This window comes from Mesorhizobium sp. M4B.F.Ca.ET.143.01.1.1 (genome assembly GCF_004792275.1).
In the GTDB taxonomy this organism is placed as follows: Bacteria; Pseudomonadota; Alphaproteobacteria; order Rhizobiales; family Rhizobiaceae; genus Mesorhizobium; species Mesorhizobium abyssinicae.
In genome coordinates, this window is the sequence record NZ_SRSR01000010.1 from 98,557 (window position 1) to 117,309 (window position 18,753).

At 61.8% G+C, this 18,753-nt stretch carries 12 protein-coding genes and 1 pseudogene; 11 read left to right on the plus strand and 2 right to left on the minus strand.

Translation table 11 applies throughout. From position 1 onward, the window contains the following. Window positions 1-55 precede the first annotated feature (55 nt). The 8 genes and pseudogenes from EN786_RS23485 to EN786_RS23520 all read left to right on the plus strand — a co-directional run bounded on the left by EN786_RS23485 (window position 56) and on the right by EN786_RS23520 (window position 11,058). A complete protein-coding gene (locus EN786_RS23485) occupies window positions 56-1,219 on the plus strand; it encodes a DUF3095 domain-containing protein (protein ID WP_127391584.1) in 1,164 nt (387 codons plus the stop codon). 105 nt (window positions 1,220-1,324) lie between these two features. Then, a pseudogene (locus tag EN786_RS23490) lies at window positions 1,325-2,670 on the plus strand (nucleotide sugar dehydrogenase). A gap of 259 nt (window positions 2,671-2,929) precedes the next feature. After that, window positions 2,930-4,270, plus strand: coding sequence for an adenylate/guanylate cyclase domain-containing protein (locus EN786_RS23495; protein WP_127310538.1), 1,341 nt, complete (start codon window positions 2,930-2,932; stop codon window positions 4,268-4,270). Window positions 4,271-4,415: 145 nt separating this feature from the next. Beyond that, entirely contained in the window at window positions 4,416-6,311 is a 1,896-nt protein-coding gene (locus EN786_RS23500) for an ABC transporter ATP-binding protein (protein ID WP_127310537.1), read from the plus strand. Further along, the gene (locus EN786_RS23505; RefSeq protein ID WP_127310536.1) at window positions 6,308-8,206 is read left to right on the plus strand and encodes an ABC transporter substrate-binding protein; all 1,899 of its coding nucleotides are present in this window, start codon (window positions 6,308-6,310) and stop codon (window positions 8,204-8,206) included. Before EN786_RS23500 ends, EN786_RS23505 begins: the two co-directional genes overlap by 4 nt. A 2-nt stretch (window positions 8,207-8,208) precedes the next feature. Continuing rightward, entirely contained in the window at window positions 8,209-9,207 is a 999-nt protein-coding gene (locus tag EN786_RS23510; protein WP_127285079.1) for an ABC transporter permease, read from the plus strand. Beyond that, window positions 9,204-10,385, plus strand: a complete 1,182-nt coding sequence (locus EN786_RS23515; RefSeq protein WP_127285078.1) for an ABC transporter permease — start codon at window positions 9,204-9,206, stop codon at window positions 10,383-10,385. Before EN786_RS23510 ends, EN786_RS23515 begins: the two co-directional genes overlap by 4 nt. A 193-nt stretch (window positions 10,386-10,578) precedes the next feature. Further along, window positions 10,579-11,058 carry a class I SAM-dependent methyltransferase gene (locus EN786_RS23520; RefSeq protein ID WP_127310535.1) on the plus strand — a complete coding sequence of 160 codons (480 nt, stop codon included), beginning with the start codon at window positions 10,579-10,581 and terminating at the stop codon, window positions 11,056-11,058. Window positions 11,059-11,205: 147 nt separating this feature from the next. Here EN786_RS23520 and EN786_RS23525 read toward each other — a convergent pair whose 3' ends face one another. Further along, on the minus strand, window positions 11,206-12,621 hold the full coding sequence (locus EN786_RS23525; protein WP_127310534.1) for an adenylate/guanylate cyclase domain-containing protein: 1,416 nt from the start codon (window positions 12,619-12,621) through the stop codon (window positions 11,206-11,208). A gap of 195 nt (window positions 12,622-12,816) precedes the next feature. Between EN786_RS23525 and EN786_RS23530 the strand changes: the two genes are divergently transcribed. The 3 genes from EN786_RS23530 (at window position 12,817) to EN786_RS23540 (ending at window position 15,798) form a co-directional block, all read left to right on the plus strand. Next, entirely contained in the window at window positions 12,817-13,641 is an 825-nt protein-coding gene (locus EN786_RS23530; protein ID WP_135908903.1) for a hypothetical protein, read from the plus strand. Window positions 13,642-13,818: 177 nt separating this feature from the next. Further along, window positions 13,819-14,343 carry a GNAT family N-acetyltransferase gene (locus EN786_RS23535; RefSeq protein WP_127309703.1) on the plus strand — a complete coding sequence of 175 codons (525 nt, stop codon included), beginning with the start codon at window positions 13,819-13,821 and terminating at the stop codon, window positions 14,341-14,343. 120 nt (window positions 14,344-14,463) lie between these two features. Next, window positions 14,464-15,798, plus strand: coding sequence for a hypothetical protein (locus EN786_RS23540; RefSeq protein ID WP_245478200.1), 1,335 nt, complete (start codon window positions 14,464-14,466; stop codon window positions 15,796-15,798). An 80-nt stretch (window positions 15,799-15,878) separates the two neighbouring features. Here EN786_RS23540 and EN786_RS23545 read toward each other — a convergent pair whose 3' ends face one another. Then, entirely contained in the window at window positions 15,879-18,740 is a 2,862-nt protein-coding gene (locus EN786_RS23545; protein WP_127309701.1) for a glycosyltransferase, read from the minus strand. Between the last annotated feature and the right edge of the window lie 13 nt (window positions 18,741-18,753).

The following is an 18,753-nucleotide window of genomic DNA, read 5'->3' on the forward strand; positions in this document are numbered from 1 at the left end:
TTCGCAGCACGATCGACTTCACCTTCAAGCAGTGGAAATGTGCTATCTCATGCTCATGGAAACAGCCGCCGCGTCCGACCCGTTTGTCGCTTCTCTGCCGGTCTTCGCAAAGTTCGAAAGCGTCGCCGATATAGACAACTATCGGCCTCTCCCCGATGGCTGGGCGCTGGCCACGGCCGACATCGTCGGCTCGACCAAGGCGATCGAGGCTGGGCGCTACAAGACCGTCAACATGGCCGGCGCCAGCGTCATTTCGGCGCTGCTCAACGCGCTTGGCCGGCAAGACCTTCCCTTTGTCTTCGGCGGCGACGGCGCGCTGGTGGCGTTTCCCGGCTCGGCGCTGGAGGTTACCCGCAACGCGCTGGCGGCTGTCCAGAGATGGGTGGCGGACGAACTGGACCTGACCTTGCGTGCCGCAATCGTGCCGATAAAGGATATAAGAGCGCAAGGCCGCGACGTTCGCGTGGCGAGGTTTCAAGCCTCCGAAGCGGTCTTCTATGCCATGTTCGCCGGCGGCGGCGGCAGTTGGGCGGAAGCCGAGATGAAAGCGGGACGCTACCGCATCGATCCTGCGCCGGCCGGCGCGCGGCCGGATCTGACCGGCCTCTCCTGCCGCTGGAATCCGATCGAAGCCCGGCACGGCGAAATCGTCTCGATCATAGCCATACCGGGGGCGTCGCGCGATTTGCGCGGTTTTCAGTTTCTGGCGTCCGACATCATCGCCCTTGCCGGCAGGCAGGAACGCGATGGCCACCCGGTACCGGTGAACGGGCCGGACTACAGCCTGCTGCCTGCCGGCCTCGATATCGAGGCGCGCGCCACGGCCCCGGCAGGACGGCGCTGGCTAACGAAGCTGTGGGTCATGTTCCTGATGACGCTCACGGCCGTCACCGATAGATATGGCTGGACGATCGGCAGTTTCGATCCGAAGGTCTACAAACGTGACGTGGCCAGCAATTCGGATTTCCGCAAGTTCGACGACGGCTTGAAGATGACCATCGACGTCGACGCGGATGTGTTGCAACGGATCGAGAACCGGCTGAAGCAGGCGGAAGATGCGGGCATTTGCAACTATGGCCTGCACCGCCAGAAATCGGCCTTGATGACATGCCTCGTCGCCTCGCCGCTGCAGCGCGATCACCTTCATTTCATCGATGGCGCGGCCGGCGGCTACGCGATGGCTGCCGCCAGCCTAAAGGCGAAGGTGCCGGTTCGATGACGGGGTTGCGGAAATCGATCTTGGGCAATATGCCTCGGCCGTGGTTCCTAGTGAGCCTCGCCACGGGAACGGACCGCCTGTCCGAATTGACGGGAAAGCAGTTTTTTGGACGCCTCGCGATCGATATATGACCGTCTTCTAGACCGGATTTCGACCCGCGCCGCGCAAGTCGGCGTGATCGGACTGGGCTATGTCGGGTTGCCGCTGGCGGTTGCGATCGCACGCGCCGGCTTTCCGGTTTTCGGCTTCGATATCGAAGCCCAGAAGGTCGAGAGCCTGAACAACGGCCAATCCTACATCGAGGCAGTGACGTCGACTGCCCTTGCCGACCAGGTGGCGGGCGGACGGTTCCGCGCCACTGAGGATTTTGCCGAACTGGCCGTCTGCGATGTCATCATCATCTGCGTTCCGACACCGTTGACGAAACACCGTGAGCCGGATCTCTCCTTTGTCAGGAACACTGCAGGCACCATTGCGAAGCATCTGCGTGTCGGCCAGCTGATCGTGCTGGAATCGACCACCTATCCCGGCGCACCACTGACGACGTGATCAAGCCGATACTGGAAGAAACCGGCTTGCAGTCGAGGATAGACTTCTTCCTCGGCTTCTCGCCCGAGCGCGAGGATCCCGGCAACCGCAGCTTTGAAGTCGCGACGATCCCCAAGGTCGTGGCAGGCGATGGCATGGAAGCGGCGAGGCTGGTGCAGGCTTTCTACCAGGGCGTGGTCAAGACCGTCGTTCCGGTCTCCACCACCGCGACCGCCGAGGCGGTCAAGCTGACGGAAAACATCTTCCGATCGGTCAACATAGCGCTCGTCAACGAGTTGAAGGTCGTGTTCGACGCGATGGGCATTGATATCTGGGAGGTGATCGAGGCGGCAAAGAGCAAGCCCTTCGGCTACATGCCCTTCTATCCTGGCCCCGGACTTGGCGGGCACTGCGTTCCGATCGATCCCTTCTACCTGACGTGGAAGGCGCGCGAATACGAACTGCCGACCCGCTTCATTGAGCTGGCGGCAGAGATCAACACGGCCATGCCGCATCGCGTGGTCGATGAACTGGCGAAGGCGCTGGACAGGCGCTGCGGCAAGGCGCTCAGCCGCTCGCGCATTCTCATCATCGGGCTGGCCTACAAGAAGAATGTGCCCGACATCCGCGAAAGCCCCTCGCTGCGGCTCATTGAGCTTATTGAGGAATGGGGCGGCAAGGCGGAATTCCACGATCCGCACGTCACCGAGATTCCGGCCACGCGGGAGCATATGGCGATCAAGGGGCGCCGCTCGGTCGAATTGACCGAGGCGGCCTTGAAGGATTTCGATGCTGTCGTCGTTGCAACCGACCACGACGCGATCGACTATCGGGCGATCGCTGATCACGCCCTTGTGATCGTCGACACACGCAATGTTTTTGGCCGCCTCGGGCTGGCCCGCGAGAAAGTGATGAAGGCCTGACAGCGTCCAAGCCGGCGAATTTTCTGCCCGATGTCAGGATCGTGGTTGCACTCCGAAGGCAGCTTCGCCACATAACGCCCAGAACATAGATGCAGTTACGTCTGCTGCCGCAAGGACAGTCATCAGGGAAATTCTTCGCCGCTTTTGCCGCCGAAGCAGGTCTCGTTGACTTCGGGGGATTATCCTTGGGGTTGTTGGCGGACTGTTTTATGGCGGATCAAACGACAAGGGCTCCGTCTTCGACGGGTTGCGAGATAGCATGAGCACAGCGCAGGCAGAAATTTCCACCATTCTCATGGATAAGGTTGCAGATTGGCTGAACCAATCGGCGCTGGCGGGCAGCGACCTGGAAACATTGGTAAAAGGCTTTTGCGAGCGGCTGGCTGCTGCCGGCCTGCCGCTGAAGCGGGTGCATCTGAGCTTTTCGATGCTGCATCCGCTTTATGATGCGCTTGGCTTCACCTGGGTTCGCGGCCAGGGCATGGAAGTGGAAGGTTTCCGCGTTGAGCCGGGCGAGCCGTCCGACAGATTCCTGACCAGCCCGTACTACCATCTGCTCAGCAACAAGCTCGACCATCTGCGTCGCCGGATCGACCCGTCATTGCCGCCGGAGTTTCCGATTTTCGGTGAACTCGCGCTTATGGGCGTCACCGACTACATGGCTTTCGTCCATCCCTTCAGCGACGACACCAGTCAGGGCATGATCGGGTCGTGGTCCACCGACGGCACTGCAGGCTTCAGCGATAGCATGATTTCAGCGCTGCTTCGCATCCAGAGCCACCTCGCGATCGCAACCAAGATGGCGGTGCTCACCAAGCTCGCCGACAACATGATGACCACCTATCTCGGCGGCGACGCCGGCAGGCGCGTGCTTGACGGTCAGATCAGGCGCGGCGAGGGTGATACGATCCGGGCCGCACTGGTCATGGGCGACATGCGCGGGTCGACAAGGCTTGCCGCAACCTCGGGCCGCGAAATCTATATCGATACGCTGAACCAGTTTTTTGACGCAGTTGCCGCGCCTTTCAATCGCAAAGGCGGGCAGATCATGAGTTTTATCGGGGACGGCTTTATTGCCGTGTACCCCTGCGAAAGGCACCGCTCGCAGTCCGAGATCGCCTGCCAGGCTGCTCTTGCGGCAGCGCACCAGGCTAGCGCGCGGGTCATGGATCTCAATCTGCGCCGAAAGCAGCAGGGGTTGTCCGACATAAAATTTGGCATCGGCCTGCATGTCGGCAATGTGATGTTCGGCAATGTCGGGCTTACCGACCGGCTCACATTCTCTGTCTTCGGCTCGGCTGTAAACGAGGTCCAGCGCCTCCAGATCCTGACCAAGAAATATCCGCACAGCGTTCTCGCCAGCAAGGACTTCGCCAGCTATTGCGGCGCAAACAGCTGGCTGACGCTGGGCCATGAGGAGCTGACCGGCATCAAGCAGAAGCTGACGGTGCTTTCACCCGATCTGTCGGGTGCGCTCGCGCTCGATGAAGACGGTGCGATGGAGACGATTCACGATCGAAAATCGGAGGCCGAGCAGGTCATGCTGCTGCATCGCGATGCCGCCCGGCTGTCGGCGGGCGACCCGAGCAAGCTCCAGTAAGCGCCACGAACCAACCCGAACGCCCTTGCCAGGCGGTCCGGTCGCCGGCGCCGCCGCTGGCGACCGCTTCGAATCCAAGTTGCTCTAGGCTGGCAATACGCTAGTCTCGCTTTCTGGAAGTTGCCAGAGTGGGGCTGGTTTAAGAATGAATTCAGGTGTTGACCTGCTGCGGATCGAGGATGTTGGCATCTCTTTTGCCATTATCGGCGGGCCGTTGCATGCCGTCAGGCGCGCAAACCTTCGCGTCCTGCCGGGCAAGGTTACCGCGCTTGTGGGCGAGTCGGGTTCCGGAAAATCGGTTCTCAGCCAGGCGGTGATGGGCATTTTGCCGAACACAGCCCATGTTCGTGGCCGCATCCTGTTTTCCGATCCTGAAAAGCCCGGCACGACGCAGGATATCCTGCAGATGTCGCGCGACGGACCTGAAATCCGGGCGTTGAGAGGCAGCCGCATCGGCAAGATATTTCAGGAGCCGATGACATCGCTGTCGCCGTTGCACACGATCGGCAACCAGGTCAGCGAATCCCTGCAGATTCATACGCCCATCGCTCGGGCGGAGCGCAAGGCGCGGACCGAGGAAATGCTCAGCCTTGTCGGCTTTCCCAATCCCAAGCGCGCCTATGACATGTATCCGTTCGAACTTTCGGGAGGACTGCGTCAGCGCGCCATGATCGCCATGGCGCTTGTCTGCCGGCCCGCTCTGTTGATCGCCGACGAGCCGACGACGGCGTTGGACGTCACCATCCAGGCGCAAATCCTGCAATTGCTGCGCGAGCTTCAGAGCAAGCTGAACATGGCGATGCTGCTGATCACGCACGACCTTGGCGTGGTCGCCAATGTCGCCGACGAGGTGGTGGTCATGTACCATGGCGAGATCATGGAAGCGGGACCTGTCGAGGCGATATTCCGCCGGCCGGGCCACCCCTACCTGAAGGGCCTGATGGCTGCCGTTCCGCATTTCGACCTGAAGCCCGGCGAAAGGCTGAAGGCGCTGCGCGAGGTGCCGGTGAATGTCGGGAACCTGCTCGGCAAGCAGACGGCGCCGGCGTCCAAGGGGCCGGACGACATCCTGCTGTCGGTCAGGGATCTGACGAAGACCTTCACCATCCGCAAATCCGGATGGTTCGGCGGGGATCATCAAACCTCCATTCGCGCCGTGGACGGCGTGAGCTTCGATATCAGGCGGGGTGAGTGCCTGGGTCTGGTCGGCGAAAGCGGCTCCGGCAAAACCACTGTCAGCAAGATCCTCATGCGGGCCGTCACCCCCAGCGGCGGCTCTGTGATCTTCAATGGCCGCGATGGACCGATCGACGTCTTGGGAGGCGAGGGAGACGCGCTGCGCCTGCTGCGCGCGAAAATCCAGATGGTTTTCCAGGATCCGGTTTCGTCGCTCTCACCTCGCATGACGGTGGAGAACATCTTGAGCGAGCCGCTGGAGATCCATCAACGTGGCAATGCCGCGTCCCGCCTCGCAACGGTCAAGAGCCTGATGCAGGCGATCGGGCTCGATCCGCGCTTCATCAAGCGTTATCCGCACAGTTTCTCCGGCGGGCAGCGTCAGCGTATCGGCATCGCGCGGGCCTTGGCGCTGGGGCCTGAACTCCTGATCTGCGACGAGCCGGTTTCGGCGCTCGACGTCTCTGTCCAGGCGCAGATCCTGAACCTTCTGAAGGACCTGCAGAAGGAACTGGGCCTGACCTACCTGTTCATATCCCACAACCTCGCGGTGGTGGACTACATGGCAGACCGCATCGCGGTGATGTGCGGCGGGCGTATTGTCGAGCTTGCGCCGCGCGAAATCCTGCTCAGGAAGCCGATCCACCCTTACACGCGCTCACTGGTCGCCGCGGTGCCTTTTCCCGATCTCGATAGGCCGATGGATTTCAGGACGCTGAAGCTCAGCGGCGCTTCCGACACCAGCGCATGGGGACCGCAATTCCGCGACGAGGGCGACGAGAATATGCTGTCGCCGCTCGATCTTGGCGGCGGCCACCTCGTGCTGGCCCGACGTTCGGCCGATGTCAGCGAGCTACGCCATTGATCAGCCGGCGCACAGTCCTTGGGCTCATGGCTTCGGCAATTCTGCCGGGCACGGTGCGCGCCGGCGATCTGGAGCCGGATTTTCTTCAGCCACGGCTGAAGGCCAGGTCGCTGCCGGCACTCGCCGAACGCCTGCCCAAGCGCCCGCGCGCGTTGAATCTCGCTGCGATGGGCCGGCAGCCCGGCCAGTATGGCGGCACGCTGCGTACGATCATCGGCAGCCAAAAAGATATCCGGATGATGACCATCTACGGATACGCTCGCCTGGTCGGCTATGACGAGAAGCTTAACTTGCAAGCCGATATTCTCGAAAGTTTCGACGTGGCGGATGATCGCGTCTTCACTTTCAAGATACGGGAAGGACACAAATGGTCTGACGGCAGCCTGCTGACGCCGGAGGATTTTCGCTATTGCTGGGAAGATGTCTGGCTCAACGATGAGCTTTCGCAAGGCGGGCTCGCCCCGGTGCTGCTGGCGGACGGCAAGCCGCCACGCTTCGAGATCGTCGACCCGTTGACGGTCCGCTACAGTTGGGATGCCCCCAATCCCGACTTCCTGCCTAAGCTCGCTGCGGCTTCGCCGCTGTCGCTTGTTCTGCCGGCCACCTATCTCAAGCAGTTCCACAAGAAATACCAGGATCCATTCCGGCTCGCCGGCCTGATGAAGGAGAACCGGGCCCAGAAATGGACGCTCCTGCATATCCGCATGTCGCGGCAGTATCGCCCGGAGAACCCGGATCTGCCGACCCTCGATCCCTGGCAGAACCGAACCAAGCCGCCGGCCGAGCAGTTCGTCTTCGAACGGAACCCGTTCTTTCATCGAATAGATGAGAATGGCCGGCAACTGCCCTATGTCGACCGGATTGTCATGAATGTCAGCTCGTCGGCGATCATTTCCGCCAAGACCGGCGCGGGCGAGAGCGACCTGCAATGCATGGGAATTGACTTCGCCGACTACGCGTTCCTGAAGGACGCGGAGAAGCGTTACCCGGTGAAGATGCGTCTGTGGAAACGCACACAGGGCTCGCGGCTGGCGTTGCTGCCCAATCTGAACTGTGCCGACCAGGTGTGGCGCGGCCTTCTTCGTGACGTGCGCGTGCGCCGCGCGCTTTCGCTCGCTGTCGACAGGCGCGAGATCAATATGGCCGTGTTCTACGGATTGGCGCAGGAGAGTGCCGATACGATCCTGCCGGAGAGCCCGCTCTACCGGCCGGAATTCGCGAAAGCCTGGATCGCCCATGATCCCGACCGGGCCAATGCCCTGCTCGACGAGGCCGGGCTTCAGGCGCGTGACGATGACGGCCTGCGGGTACTTCCCGATGGACGCCCGGCGCAGATCATCGTGGAAACGGCCGGCGAAAGCACGCTGGAAACCGACGCGCTCGAACTCATCACCGATCACTGGCGCCAGATCGGCATCGCCCTGTTCATCCGGACCTCACAGCGCGACATCTTCCGCAGCCGCGCGCTTGGCGGCCAGATCATGATGTCGATCTGGTCGGGCATCGACAATGGCGTGCCGACCGCCGACATGAACCCCTACCAGCTGGCCCCCACCATCGACGACCAGCTGCAATGGCCGCTCTGGGGTGCCCACTACTTGTCTCACGGCACGCTGGGTGAGGCGCCCGACCTTCCGCCTGTGGTCGAGCTGATGGCTTTGCTCAAGCGCTGGAACGCATCGACCGAAGCCACGGAGCGAGCCGAAATCTGGAATTCGATGCTGTCGATCTACACCGATCAGGTGTTTTCGATCGGCACGGTGAACGGAACGCATCAGCCAATTCTGGCGTCCTCGCGGCTGCGCAATCTGCCTGACAAGGCGCTCTACGGCTACGACCCGACCTCCTACTTCGGTGTCTACATGCCGGATACATTCTGGCTTGGAGAGTCCTGAGCGTGCTTCGATACATTGTCTGGCGCATTGCCGTGATGGTTCCAACGCTGCTGATCATATCGGCGCTTGTGTTCACGATCATCGAACTTCCCCCAGGCGACTATTTCGACAGCTATGTCGCCGAGCTTCGGGCTCAGGGCGAAGCGGTGGATTCCGATCGCATCGAGATGATGCGGAAGGACTATGGTTTCGACAAGCCGCCGGTCATTCGCTATTTCTACTGGGTCGGCGGGATGCTGCACGGCGATTTCGGCTATTCCTTCGAATATGAGCTGCCGGTTCGCGACGTCGTCGGGGACCGAATGTGGCTGACCGTGTTGGTGTCCTTCGTCACGATCATCTTCACCTGGCTCATCGCCTTTCCGATCGGCATTTACTCCGCCACGCATCAATATAGCTGGGGCGATTACGGCCTGACTTTCTTCGGCCTTCTCGGCCTTGCCATCCCGAATTTCATGCTGGCACTGATCCTGATGTATTTCGCCAACATCTGGTTCGGCACGTCCATCGGCCATCTCATGGACCAGCAATATCTCAGCGAGCCGATGAGTTGGGCCAAGGCGAAGTCTATCCTCGCCCATCTCTGGATCCCGGTCTTGATCATCGGCACCGGGGGCACGGCAAGCATGATCCGGCGGCTGCGCGCCAATCTGCTCGATGAGCTTCACAAGCAATATGTCGTGACCGCGCGCGCCAAAGGCCTTCATCCCTTCAAGGCGCTGATCAAATATCCGCTGCGCATGGCGCTCAATTTCTTCATTTCAGACATCGGCTCTATCCTGCCGGCCATCATCTCCGGCGCCGAAATTACCGCGATCGTGCTGTCTTTGGAAACGACCGGGCCGATGCTGATCAAGGCGCTGCAAAGCCAGGACATGTATCTGGCAGGGTCGTTCCTGATGTTCCTCGCCTTCCTCACGGTCATCGGCGTCCTGATTTCCGACCTGGCGCTTGCGCTGCTTGATCCACGAATTCGTTTGCAGGGCGGCAGCACCAAATGAACACGCAAACGCCGCTGCCAGCTCCGGGTGCCCCACTGCAACACTACGTTTCCATCGCGCCCTTCGACCTGCAGTCGGTCGAGGCGATGACGCCGGAGCAGTCGAAGGTCTTTCAGGCGTCGCAGTTGCGGCTGATGTGGTGGAAATTCCGACGGCACCGGCTTGCCCTTGTATCCGGCCTGTTCCTGGCAGTGCTCTATTTCGGGATACTGATCTGCGAGTTCCTGGCGCCCTACAATCTCCATACGCGCAACATGGACTACATCTATTCGCCGCCGCAGCGGGTTCACCTGTTCCACGACGGCCAGTTCGTCGGGCCGTTCGTCTATGGCCGCCGGATGACGCTGGATATGGACACGCTCAAGCGGAACTACGTCGATAAGCAGGACGATGTTCAGCGTATTCGCTTCTTCTGCAAGGGCGACAGTTACCGGTTCTGGGGCCTGTTCGAAGGTGACAGGCATTTTGTCTGCCCTGCCGAAAACGGCCAGCTCTTCCTGGCCGGCACTGACAGGCTGGGGCGCGATGTGTTCTCGCGCATCATCTATGGCGCACGCATTTCAATGACGATCGGCCTCGTCGGCATCAGTTTCAGCTTCCTGCTCGGCATAGTCATCGGAGGATTGGCCGGCTATCACGGCGGCATCTTCGACCTGATCGTTCAACGGATAATCGAAGTTCTGCAATCGATCCCCAGCATCCCGCTATGGCTGGCTCTGGCGGCGATCATGCCGATAACCTGGAGTCCGATCCTGATCTATTTCGGCATCACGGTCATCCTCGGGCTGCTCGACTGGACCGGACTGGCGCGGGCGGTGCGCTCGAAGCTTCTGGCCTTGCGCGAGGAGGATTATGTACTGGCCGCGCAATTGATGGGCGCCAGCAGCAGCCGCATCATCCGGCGGCACCTCATTCCCGGCTTCATGTCGCACCTGATCGCGACGGCGACGATCTCCATACCCGGTATGATCCTGGGCGAGACGGCGCTTAGCTTCCTCGGGCTCGGCCTCAGGGCGCCGATAACCAGTTGGGGCATCCTGCTCACCGAGGCGCGCAGCGTCAGCGTGATCGCGTTCTATCCATGGCTGCTTTTGCCGATGCTCCCCGTCATTCTCGTCATCCTGGCCTTCAACTTCCTCGGCGACGGCTTGCGCGACGCCGCAGACCCCTACAAGTGACATTGCTGTTCCGCGGCGCGCCGGGCCGCCGGCTCCGCCCGGTAAGATCCTTGTTGGCAGCCTGTTCGGTTGTTGCGGTGCTGATCGTTGGCCTCTATATGCGGCGAGGCTCGATCGGGGGTTCCACCCGCGAACCGATCTGTTCGCTGGCAATTGCCGATCTCTTGAGCTGGTTCAGGACACAAAAACGCATATGTCTCGCCTCGAGAGCTTCATCCGCAGGCTGACCGCACAACGCGACATTCTCGATCAAGTCTGCGCGGAAGTGGCGAAGATCGAGGGCCCCGTGCTCGAGCTCGGCCTCGGCAATGGCCGGACGTTCCACCATCTGCGCGAGCGCCTGCCCGGACGCCGGATCGTGGCGTTCGATCGCGCACTGGCCGCGCACGCCAGCTCAATTCCCGAGGCTGAAAACCTCGTGCTCGGCGAAATACGCGAGACGGCGAGCAGGTTCATCGGCATCGACGCCGCTCTCGTTCATGCCGACATCGGCACCGGCTATGAAGATCGCGATGCAGTGACCGCTACCTGGCTTCCCGATCTGATCGCGCGCCTGCTCCGCGTCGGCGGCATCGCGGTCAGCGGCACGCCGCTCGATCACCCGCAATTGGAGCGCCTCGCGCCGCCACCTTCGGTGCCCGCCGATCGCTATTATATCTGTAGGCGCGTGTGAGGGCCGGGACGATCTAAGAGCGTTTCACCGTTTCAAAGGAACGGCGAACCGCTCTATCTCTTTGTTTTGACGCAAATTCCGGACGGAAGGCTACGGCGAAGTCGCCGAGCCTAACCGCTCACGCCTTTCCTGGAATTGCTCTCGTCTTCAAGGGATCGTGTACACTGCTATCTCTCGCTCAATGCCGCGCAGCGAGACCTCGTGGGGTACGGGTGTGAGGGCGTTCCTGTGCAACAGATCGGCGGTGAGATTGTCGTCGACCACCGCGCGAGTGGCGAAGATCGCCTGTGTGTTTGCAAGGTTCTGCACCCGTGAAGCAATGTTGACCGTCTGGCCGAAATAGTCCTGTCGCTCGTTCAAAGACACGGCGATGCAGGGGCCGGCATGGACGCCGATCTTGAGCAGCAGATCCTCGCGCCCGCTCGTGTCGTTGAGCTCACGCATGGCATCGCGCATCCTGAGGGCCGCGGCAATCGCTCGGTCAGGCGTCGCGAAGGTTGCCATCACCGCATCACCGATCGTCTTCACCACCGCGCCGGCCTCCGCCGCGACGATCTCGTGCAGAACCTGGAAATGCGCGCGCACGAGATCGAAGGCCGCAAGGTCGCCCACCCGCTCGTAAAGCGCGGTCGATCCGCGCAGGTCGGTGAACAGGAAGGTCAGGCTGGTGATCTTCAGGCGCTGGTCGATGTCGAGCGTATCCGCGCGGTAGAGATCGCGGAACGTCTGGTTGGTGAGCAGGCGCTTGGCGGTGAGGAATGGCCGACGCTTGCCCAGGAAATCATGCAATGCCTCGCCGGCGATGAAGACCGCCGGCAGCACGCGGGTGTCGGTCCGGTTTTCCAGCGAAATGCGCAACGGCCCAGGCTGCATCTCCAGTGTCTGGTTCTGGACATGGTCGCGGTCGAAGACCAGAGAGAGGCTTCGGCGCTCCTTTGTTGGTTCGCCCTTCACGTCGATGAATTGCGCTGAATGGGTGACCGGCTCGAAGACGATGATGAATTCGGAGGGAAGCTGTATGGGCAGAACCGCCTTCTCACCGGGCGCAAGCTCGATATCCTCCAGCGAGAACGATTCCAGCTTTTTCGCGAAATCCTCATCCGGTACATCGACGCCGGACGCCCAGTAGATCTGGCGGAAATATTCCACCATCGGCAGGTCGTGTGGATTATGGGCGGCAATCCTGCGTATGCGGGGACTGACGGTAAATGTCACCTCGACCATCTCGTCGAGGGTCGGCGAATAGCCCTGAGAGCACAGCGCGCAGGTGTATTCGTCCTTCTGCAGGGTTTTCAGCGTGGCGTTGGTGTCGAGCACGCCGCCGCAGCCGGGGCACAGGACATTCCAGGAAACATCGAAGATTCCCACCCGCGCCGCATGCAGAAAGGCGCTGATGGTGCGCTCCTCGTCCAGGCCATGCTTGCTGGCGAAGGCTGGCGCGTTGATGCGGCAAAGTTCGCGGTCCTTGCCCTCCGCGATGGTTCGCTTGATCGCGTCGATTGCCAGTGGGTCGACATCGGTAGATTGCCGCAGAAGCGAGAACAGATCCTGAGCTTCGTTCATCGTGCAGGCTCCGGAAAATGCAACCCGAGGCGTGTTGGCCGGACCGTCTTTGGTCCGACTGCTCCCTTTTACGTCGAAACGTACAGTACGGCCATTCGAATAGACAAGCGACAGTCCAATCTTCATTCGGCCGATTTTCACCGGCCGCATGCGGCACTATGATGGTCCATGGGCATTCATCTTTGGGGCTCTCCCATGCCGACATCCGACAACCCGCCGTTTCCCGCGGGCCTGCGCCTGTTCTCCGCGATGGTCATTATCGTCCTGATCGTCGGCGCCGGCCTGTTTTTCGCGCCTGTGCTGGTCAAGCCGCGCTGGCCCTGGGCCGTCACGCCGTTCAATGCCCGCTTCCTCGGCGGCTTCTACACCTCCGAAATGGTCGTGATGGCGGCGCTGCTGTTGTGGAATCGATGGTCGCCCGGCAGGCTCGTATTGGTCATGGCCTTCATCTTCACCGTCATCGTGTCGGCGGCTTCGTTCATCAATCTCGGCTATTTCAACTTCGAGCGCAAAGCGCCCTGGCTCTGGTTCTTGATCTATCTTGCCTCGGTCGCGGTATCCGGGCTGTTCCTGTGGCGGGCCAGGACCCGTCCCCCTGCAAAAGGGGTGACCTTGAATCCCGCATGGCGCCGCTACCTGCCTGTGGAATCGGCGATCCTCGGGCTCTATGGCCTCGGCCTGTTGCTGTTTCCCCTGACATTCAGCAGCATCTGGCCATGGCCGGTCGATGCCTTCCATGCTCAAGTCTACAGCGCCATCTTCCTCGCCGGCGCGGGCGGCACATGTCTCGTCTGGAGGAGCGCGCCGCGCGAGGAACTGCTGGTGCTAGGCTTGGCGCAGTTTCTCGTTGGCCTGCTTGCCATCCTTGGCCTCGTCATCACCGACGCTGCGGTGCACCGGATCGACTGGACGGCGACCGGCACATTGTGCTGGCTCGCTCTTTTCGCCTGGATCGGCATCAGCGGCGCCTTCAAACTCTACGCCGCCTCGCGATATTTTGACTCGCAATCGGCGTCATAGGTTGCGAAGACGGCTGGATTTTCAGGTCGTGTCCGGTGCATCGTGCCGTGCCGATTGCCTTGGAGCATTTCACCGTTTCAAAGGAAACGGCGAACTGCTCTATCTCTTTGTTCTGACGCAATTCCAGGCGGAAAACCGCTTTACACTTTTCCTGGAATTGCTCTAGCCAGGAACGCCATGAGCAGCACGACTTCGCCATCCTCCGAGAAAATCCAGCCGCAGCTCCGACCCGTCCGGCCAAGCGATGCGGAGGCGCTTTGCGCGATCTTCAACATGCCGGGCTTTCGCTGGGGCACGTTCAGGATGCCCTTCGAGCGGGTGGAGCAGGTGGAGCGGCGCATCGCCAAGTCCGGTCAGGAAACCACCTGGATCGTTGCGGAGTTGGACGGCAAGGTCGTCGGCCATGGCAACTTGGTGGTGCAGGGTTCGCCGCGCCGTTCGCATATCGGCCAGATCAACATCGGCGTCGACGATGCCCTTGTCGGCAAGGGCATCGGCTCTGCCATACTTGGCGCGCTACTCGACGTGGCCGACAACTGGCGGGCCCTGAAACGGGTCGAATTGACCGTCTATGCCGACAACGAACCGGCCATCCGTCTCTACTCTGGCCACGGCTTCGAGGTCGAAGGTCGGCATGTGAAGGCCGGTTTCACCGACGGGCAGTACCATGACCTCCTCAGCATGGCCCGGCTGCGATTCTAAGATCGGCTGCATGGTTTTGGCTGTCTGGTCTCCCTTGGCGTTTTCACCGCAAGCGGCTAGACGGGGCCAATGACCGCCGTCTTTGATCCAACCCCTGCGCCTCCGGCGGAAATTCTGGCGGTGCTGTCGCTGCTCTGCCCGGAAGTCGTGCGTGACATCGAGCAGAACTGGAATGCACCGGTTTCCGATTACGCCCGCCATCTGTGGCGGCCCGTGGCAAGGCCTGCATCGGGCCCGGCGATCACTGCCCGCTCGATCCTGCGCGAAGTCCTGCAGCAGCGCCTCAGTGTCGTCATCCAGCCTGAGGAGATCGGCAAGGCTCTCGAAGAGTTCGAGCACAGACCGGTGATCCAGTCCGGCCTGCATTGCCTGCTTCTGATGGACCGGATCACCTTTGACGCCCTCCTGCTTGCCTGGTTCGGCGCGATCGAAAACGGGCTGTCGGCCTTCGTTGCTTTCATGGGAACGACGATGACCATGGAGACAATTGGCCGGGAGGGGCCTGGATGGCTCGATGTCGGCGACGACAAGGTCAACCTGTTTGGCATGGGCCGCCACAAACTGTGCCGCAAAAGCGCCTGCGCGGCGGGTCCCGTTTCCCTCAACAAGCGCGCGCTCGAAGCGGTGGGCGATGAAACCGATGCCAGCCGCTGGCTTGGTACGCTGCTTGCCAGCCAGGACAAGGTGTTCGGAACCGCCGCCGATGCGCTGACAGCGCTCAACGAGGATCTGGTCGCAGATTGGGATCGTTCCGGCATGGCCCGGCCGGTTTTCATCGATGACCGGCTCGCCGCTTCTGCCATGGCGCGGCATCTGGAACATGACGGCAGCCTTCTTTCCAGGCTACTCATCGAGCCCGCAAGACGCCAGCGTCTCGAACATGCCCTGCAAGAGGCCGCATCGGGACCATTCGGCAGATTCCTGCCCAATGCCACGGACTATTTCTGGGGTATCCGCGAGCAGCGCGTACGCAAGCTCGTGCTGAAGGACGGGCACCTGATCGAGCCTGACAGGCCGCAAGGTCTTTCCATCCCGTTCGAGCGGGTGCAGCTGAGGCAGGCGCTGCTGGACGGCGTGCTGCTGCCGAACCTGTTCCTGATGTTCCTCGTCCTTGCAATATTGCCGCGGGTGCGGGTAGTGGGCGGCCTGAGACAGATTGGCTATGTAGCGCTTTTCCACTCGATCCTGTTGGCTGTGCTAGATGAAAACGTGCCGGAAGAGCGCGATCTGGCAGCGGAGCTGCAGGTTCGGGAAAATGCCTGGGGGATGCGGGTCATCGATGAAAAGACCTCGGTCCGTGAGCAGCTCGCAGGCTTGCCGGAAGGGGCGCTCTTCCCGGACCTGCTTCGGCAGTATCGATTGCGGACATTTGCCCAGACGACCGACGACCTGAAACTGGTTCGCGAAAACGCCCGATGGCGCAAGATCGGCAAGGCAGCGATCAAGGCGACCTGAGCCCCTCAGGCTTTATTTCAAGCTGATTTTCCAGTGCGTAACCGCAAGCGATGGCGACCATCGGTGAACTTCCGGCCACTTCATTCGAGCACCGCCTCAAGAATGGCAACAAAGTCATCGAGCGAACGATCGCCGCGAATCTCGATGCGCGGAAGGTCGATGGGATCGCCATCGAGGCCCGCCGGCCCATGTCTGCCGCCGAAGCCGATCCGATAGCCGCACTCCCTGAGCAGCCGGCCAAGTCGCCGGTCGGTGACTGAGAAGGGTGCCGCGAACGCCGTGGTTGGCCGACCGGTCCACCGTTCGATGAACATACGCGAGCGCAAGAGCTCGGCGGCCAGGTCAGCGGTCGACAGGCCATCGATTGCACGATGCGTCGCCATATGGCTGCCGAAGAACGCACCTTCGCCGGCGAGGCGTCGCACCGTCCCGGCATCCATAAGCTGCGCCGGCGGACCGTTGTGGGCGTCCCACTCTGCACTCTTGCCAACCAGGTCCGTCACCAGGAACACTTCCGCGGTCAGGTCGCTCGCACGCAAGATCGGCCAGGCATGGTCGGCAAAGTTCTGAAAACCGTCATCGAAGGTGATGAGCACCGGGCGGCCAACGAAAGGCTGACGGTTGGCGATGGACCATTCCAGCTGCTCGGACGCAATCGCGTGAAAACCGTTGGCGCGCAGCCATGCCATCTGGCTGCCGAATAGGGCGGGCGTGCACCGAAAACGGGCGAGCGCGGCCGGACCGTCTTCGGCAACGGAATGATACATAAGGACCGGCATACGCTCCCGCCGCTCGCTGCGTGCGACGTCGCGGCGCAAGGCCTGCGCCCCGCCCCAGACGATTTTTCGCGCGACCCCCATCTCGATGCGCGCGCGGATCGGCACACAATCAATCTTTGGTTCCGCCGCCACGTCGCCAGGCGACAGGCGGCGAAAGCGGTCTATGCGATAGAGCTCCGTCTGGATCGATTGCTCGAGGACGAGGCCTTCGGTCCCTGCCAGCGTCTCCGAGATCGCTTGTGCACCGAATGTGTTCCAATCGAAGCCCGTTCTCTCAGGATTGTCGCGCAGCACGAATGCGTGTGCGGTGATGAGCCTGCCGCCAGGCGCCAACGCCTCGACGACCTTGTTGGCGAAGCGTTGCAACTCGGCGAGATCATCCAGGTAGTAGAGCACTTCCGAACAGAAGATCAGATCCATTTCATCCGGCAGCGTATCCGCCATGAAATCCAACACGCCGTACTCGACATTCGGCTGATCGCCGCCGCGCGCGCGTGCCCGCTCGATGGCTACGGCGGAGATATCAGTTGCGGTCAGATGGGCCACTCGCGGCGCCAGCTGCCGCGTGAAGTGACCCTCCGCGCAGGCCAGCTCAAGCGCCCGTCCGATGCGACCGGCAGGCAGAATTTCGAGCTGCCGCTCATATTTCTCCTGCTCATAGGACGAACTGTAGTTCCAGGGATCCTCGGTCGCGAAATGGCGATTCCAGAACGACGTGCGATCCTTGTCGCGACCATCGGCTGCCCGTGCGCGGCGCGACGCTGGAAGAGCCTCCGTAGCGTCGGCGCTCGAGGCAGCCAGCTCCCGCGCCTGCGCGGTCAATTGCGCGAGTTTGCCGAAGTGGCTGTCCCGACCCGTCCGGCGTACTGGCCGCTCAGGGGGCACGAAATTCGGCGCCAATTCAATCCAATGACGTCTTGTCACGGTCCCGAGTGCGCCGAACTGCACGCGCGCCTCGATCTGGCCGTCCATCATCAGACAGGCGTAGATCTGATCGATTCCTTCCGGAAGTTCGACAGAGGCCGGGTTTCGAACGTCGACGCGAATTCCAAGTGTCCGCGCCAGTCGGCGCGGCGCGGCAAGGTCGTCGATGTCGAGAAGCATTTGCTCAAGCTGATACTGGGCGCGGCGCGCCGCTGCGGGATCGCCCCAGACCTTGCCGAGTTCGACGATCAACTCGGTGACGGCGCCGCCGAACCTGGCCCACCTGGCAGCCAATTGCTCTGGCGTCGACAGGCTTCCAACCATCAGGCCATCAAAGACCACCCTAACGGCCTTGCGCACCCACTTGCGCGCTACCGGGAGCGCGCGCAGGGACTGTAGGTTGATCGGGCGCGAGCCGCGGCCGCAATCCGACGCGGCGTTCCACAACGCGAACCACGCGAGGGCTTCGGCAGCGGTGCCGCCGTTGGCCTCGATCGCTCCATTGGCGTGAGCCGATGCCGGGTGTTTGACCCTGGGATCGCGAGAAAAGCCGCGGGCGATCACGATTTCCGCATCTGCCACCATCTGCGTCGAATTGCGATAAAGCGCGTTGGGGCTGATCCGATGGAAGGCGAGCGGCTCGTCGACCATCACCCAATTCTTGCCCAGGCGTGCCAGACGCTGCCACAGATCCCAGTCCTCGCAAGTGCGCAGCGAGACATCGAAACCGCCCAGCCCGACAATCGTCTCCCGGTCGACCAGCAGCGCGTGCGTGCGGACGGCGCACTGGCGGGCGAATGTTTCGAAGGGCTGGATCGCAACCTCCGGCGAGATGGTCGACGGGGTGAGCGCGCCGTCGGGCATCACGCGCCGGGAACCGCAATAGGCGGCCACCGCATCGGGAGCGGTTTCTAGTGCGGCCAGCACTTTGGCGAGGAAGCTGGCATCCACCCAATCGTCGGCATCCAGAAACATCAGCCACTGGCCGCGCGCTGTCGAAATCCCGCTGTTGCGCGCGCCGGCGGGGCCATTGGCGGAAGAGTTCAGCGTTCGAAATCGGGCATCGCGCTCCATTTGAGCGGCGATGATAGCGGGGGTGCGATCGGTGGAGGCGTCGTCGACGATGATCGCTTCCCAATCCGCTATTTCCTGATCGAGCAAGCAATCGAGCGCGCGCGCCAGCGTCGCCTCCGCGTTGTGCGCGGGCACGACGATTGAAACCAGGGGATTATGTGCCACGCCGTCTTACCCG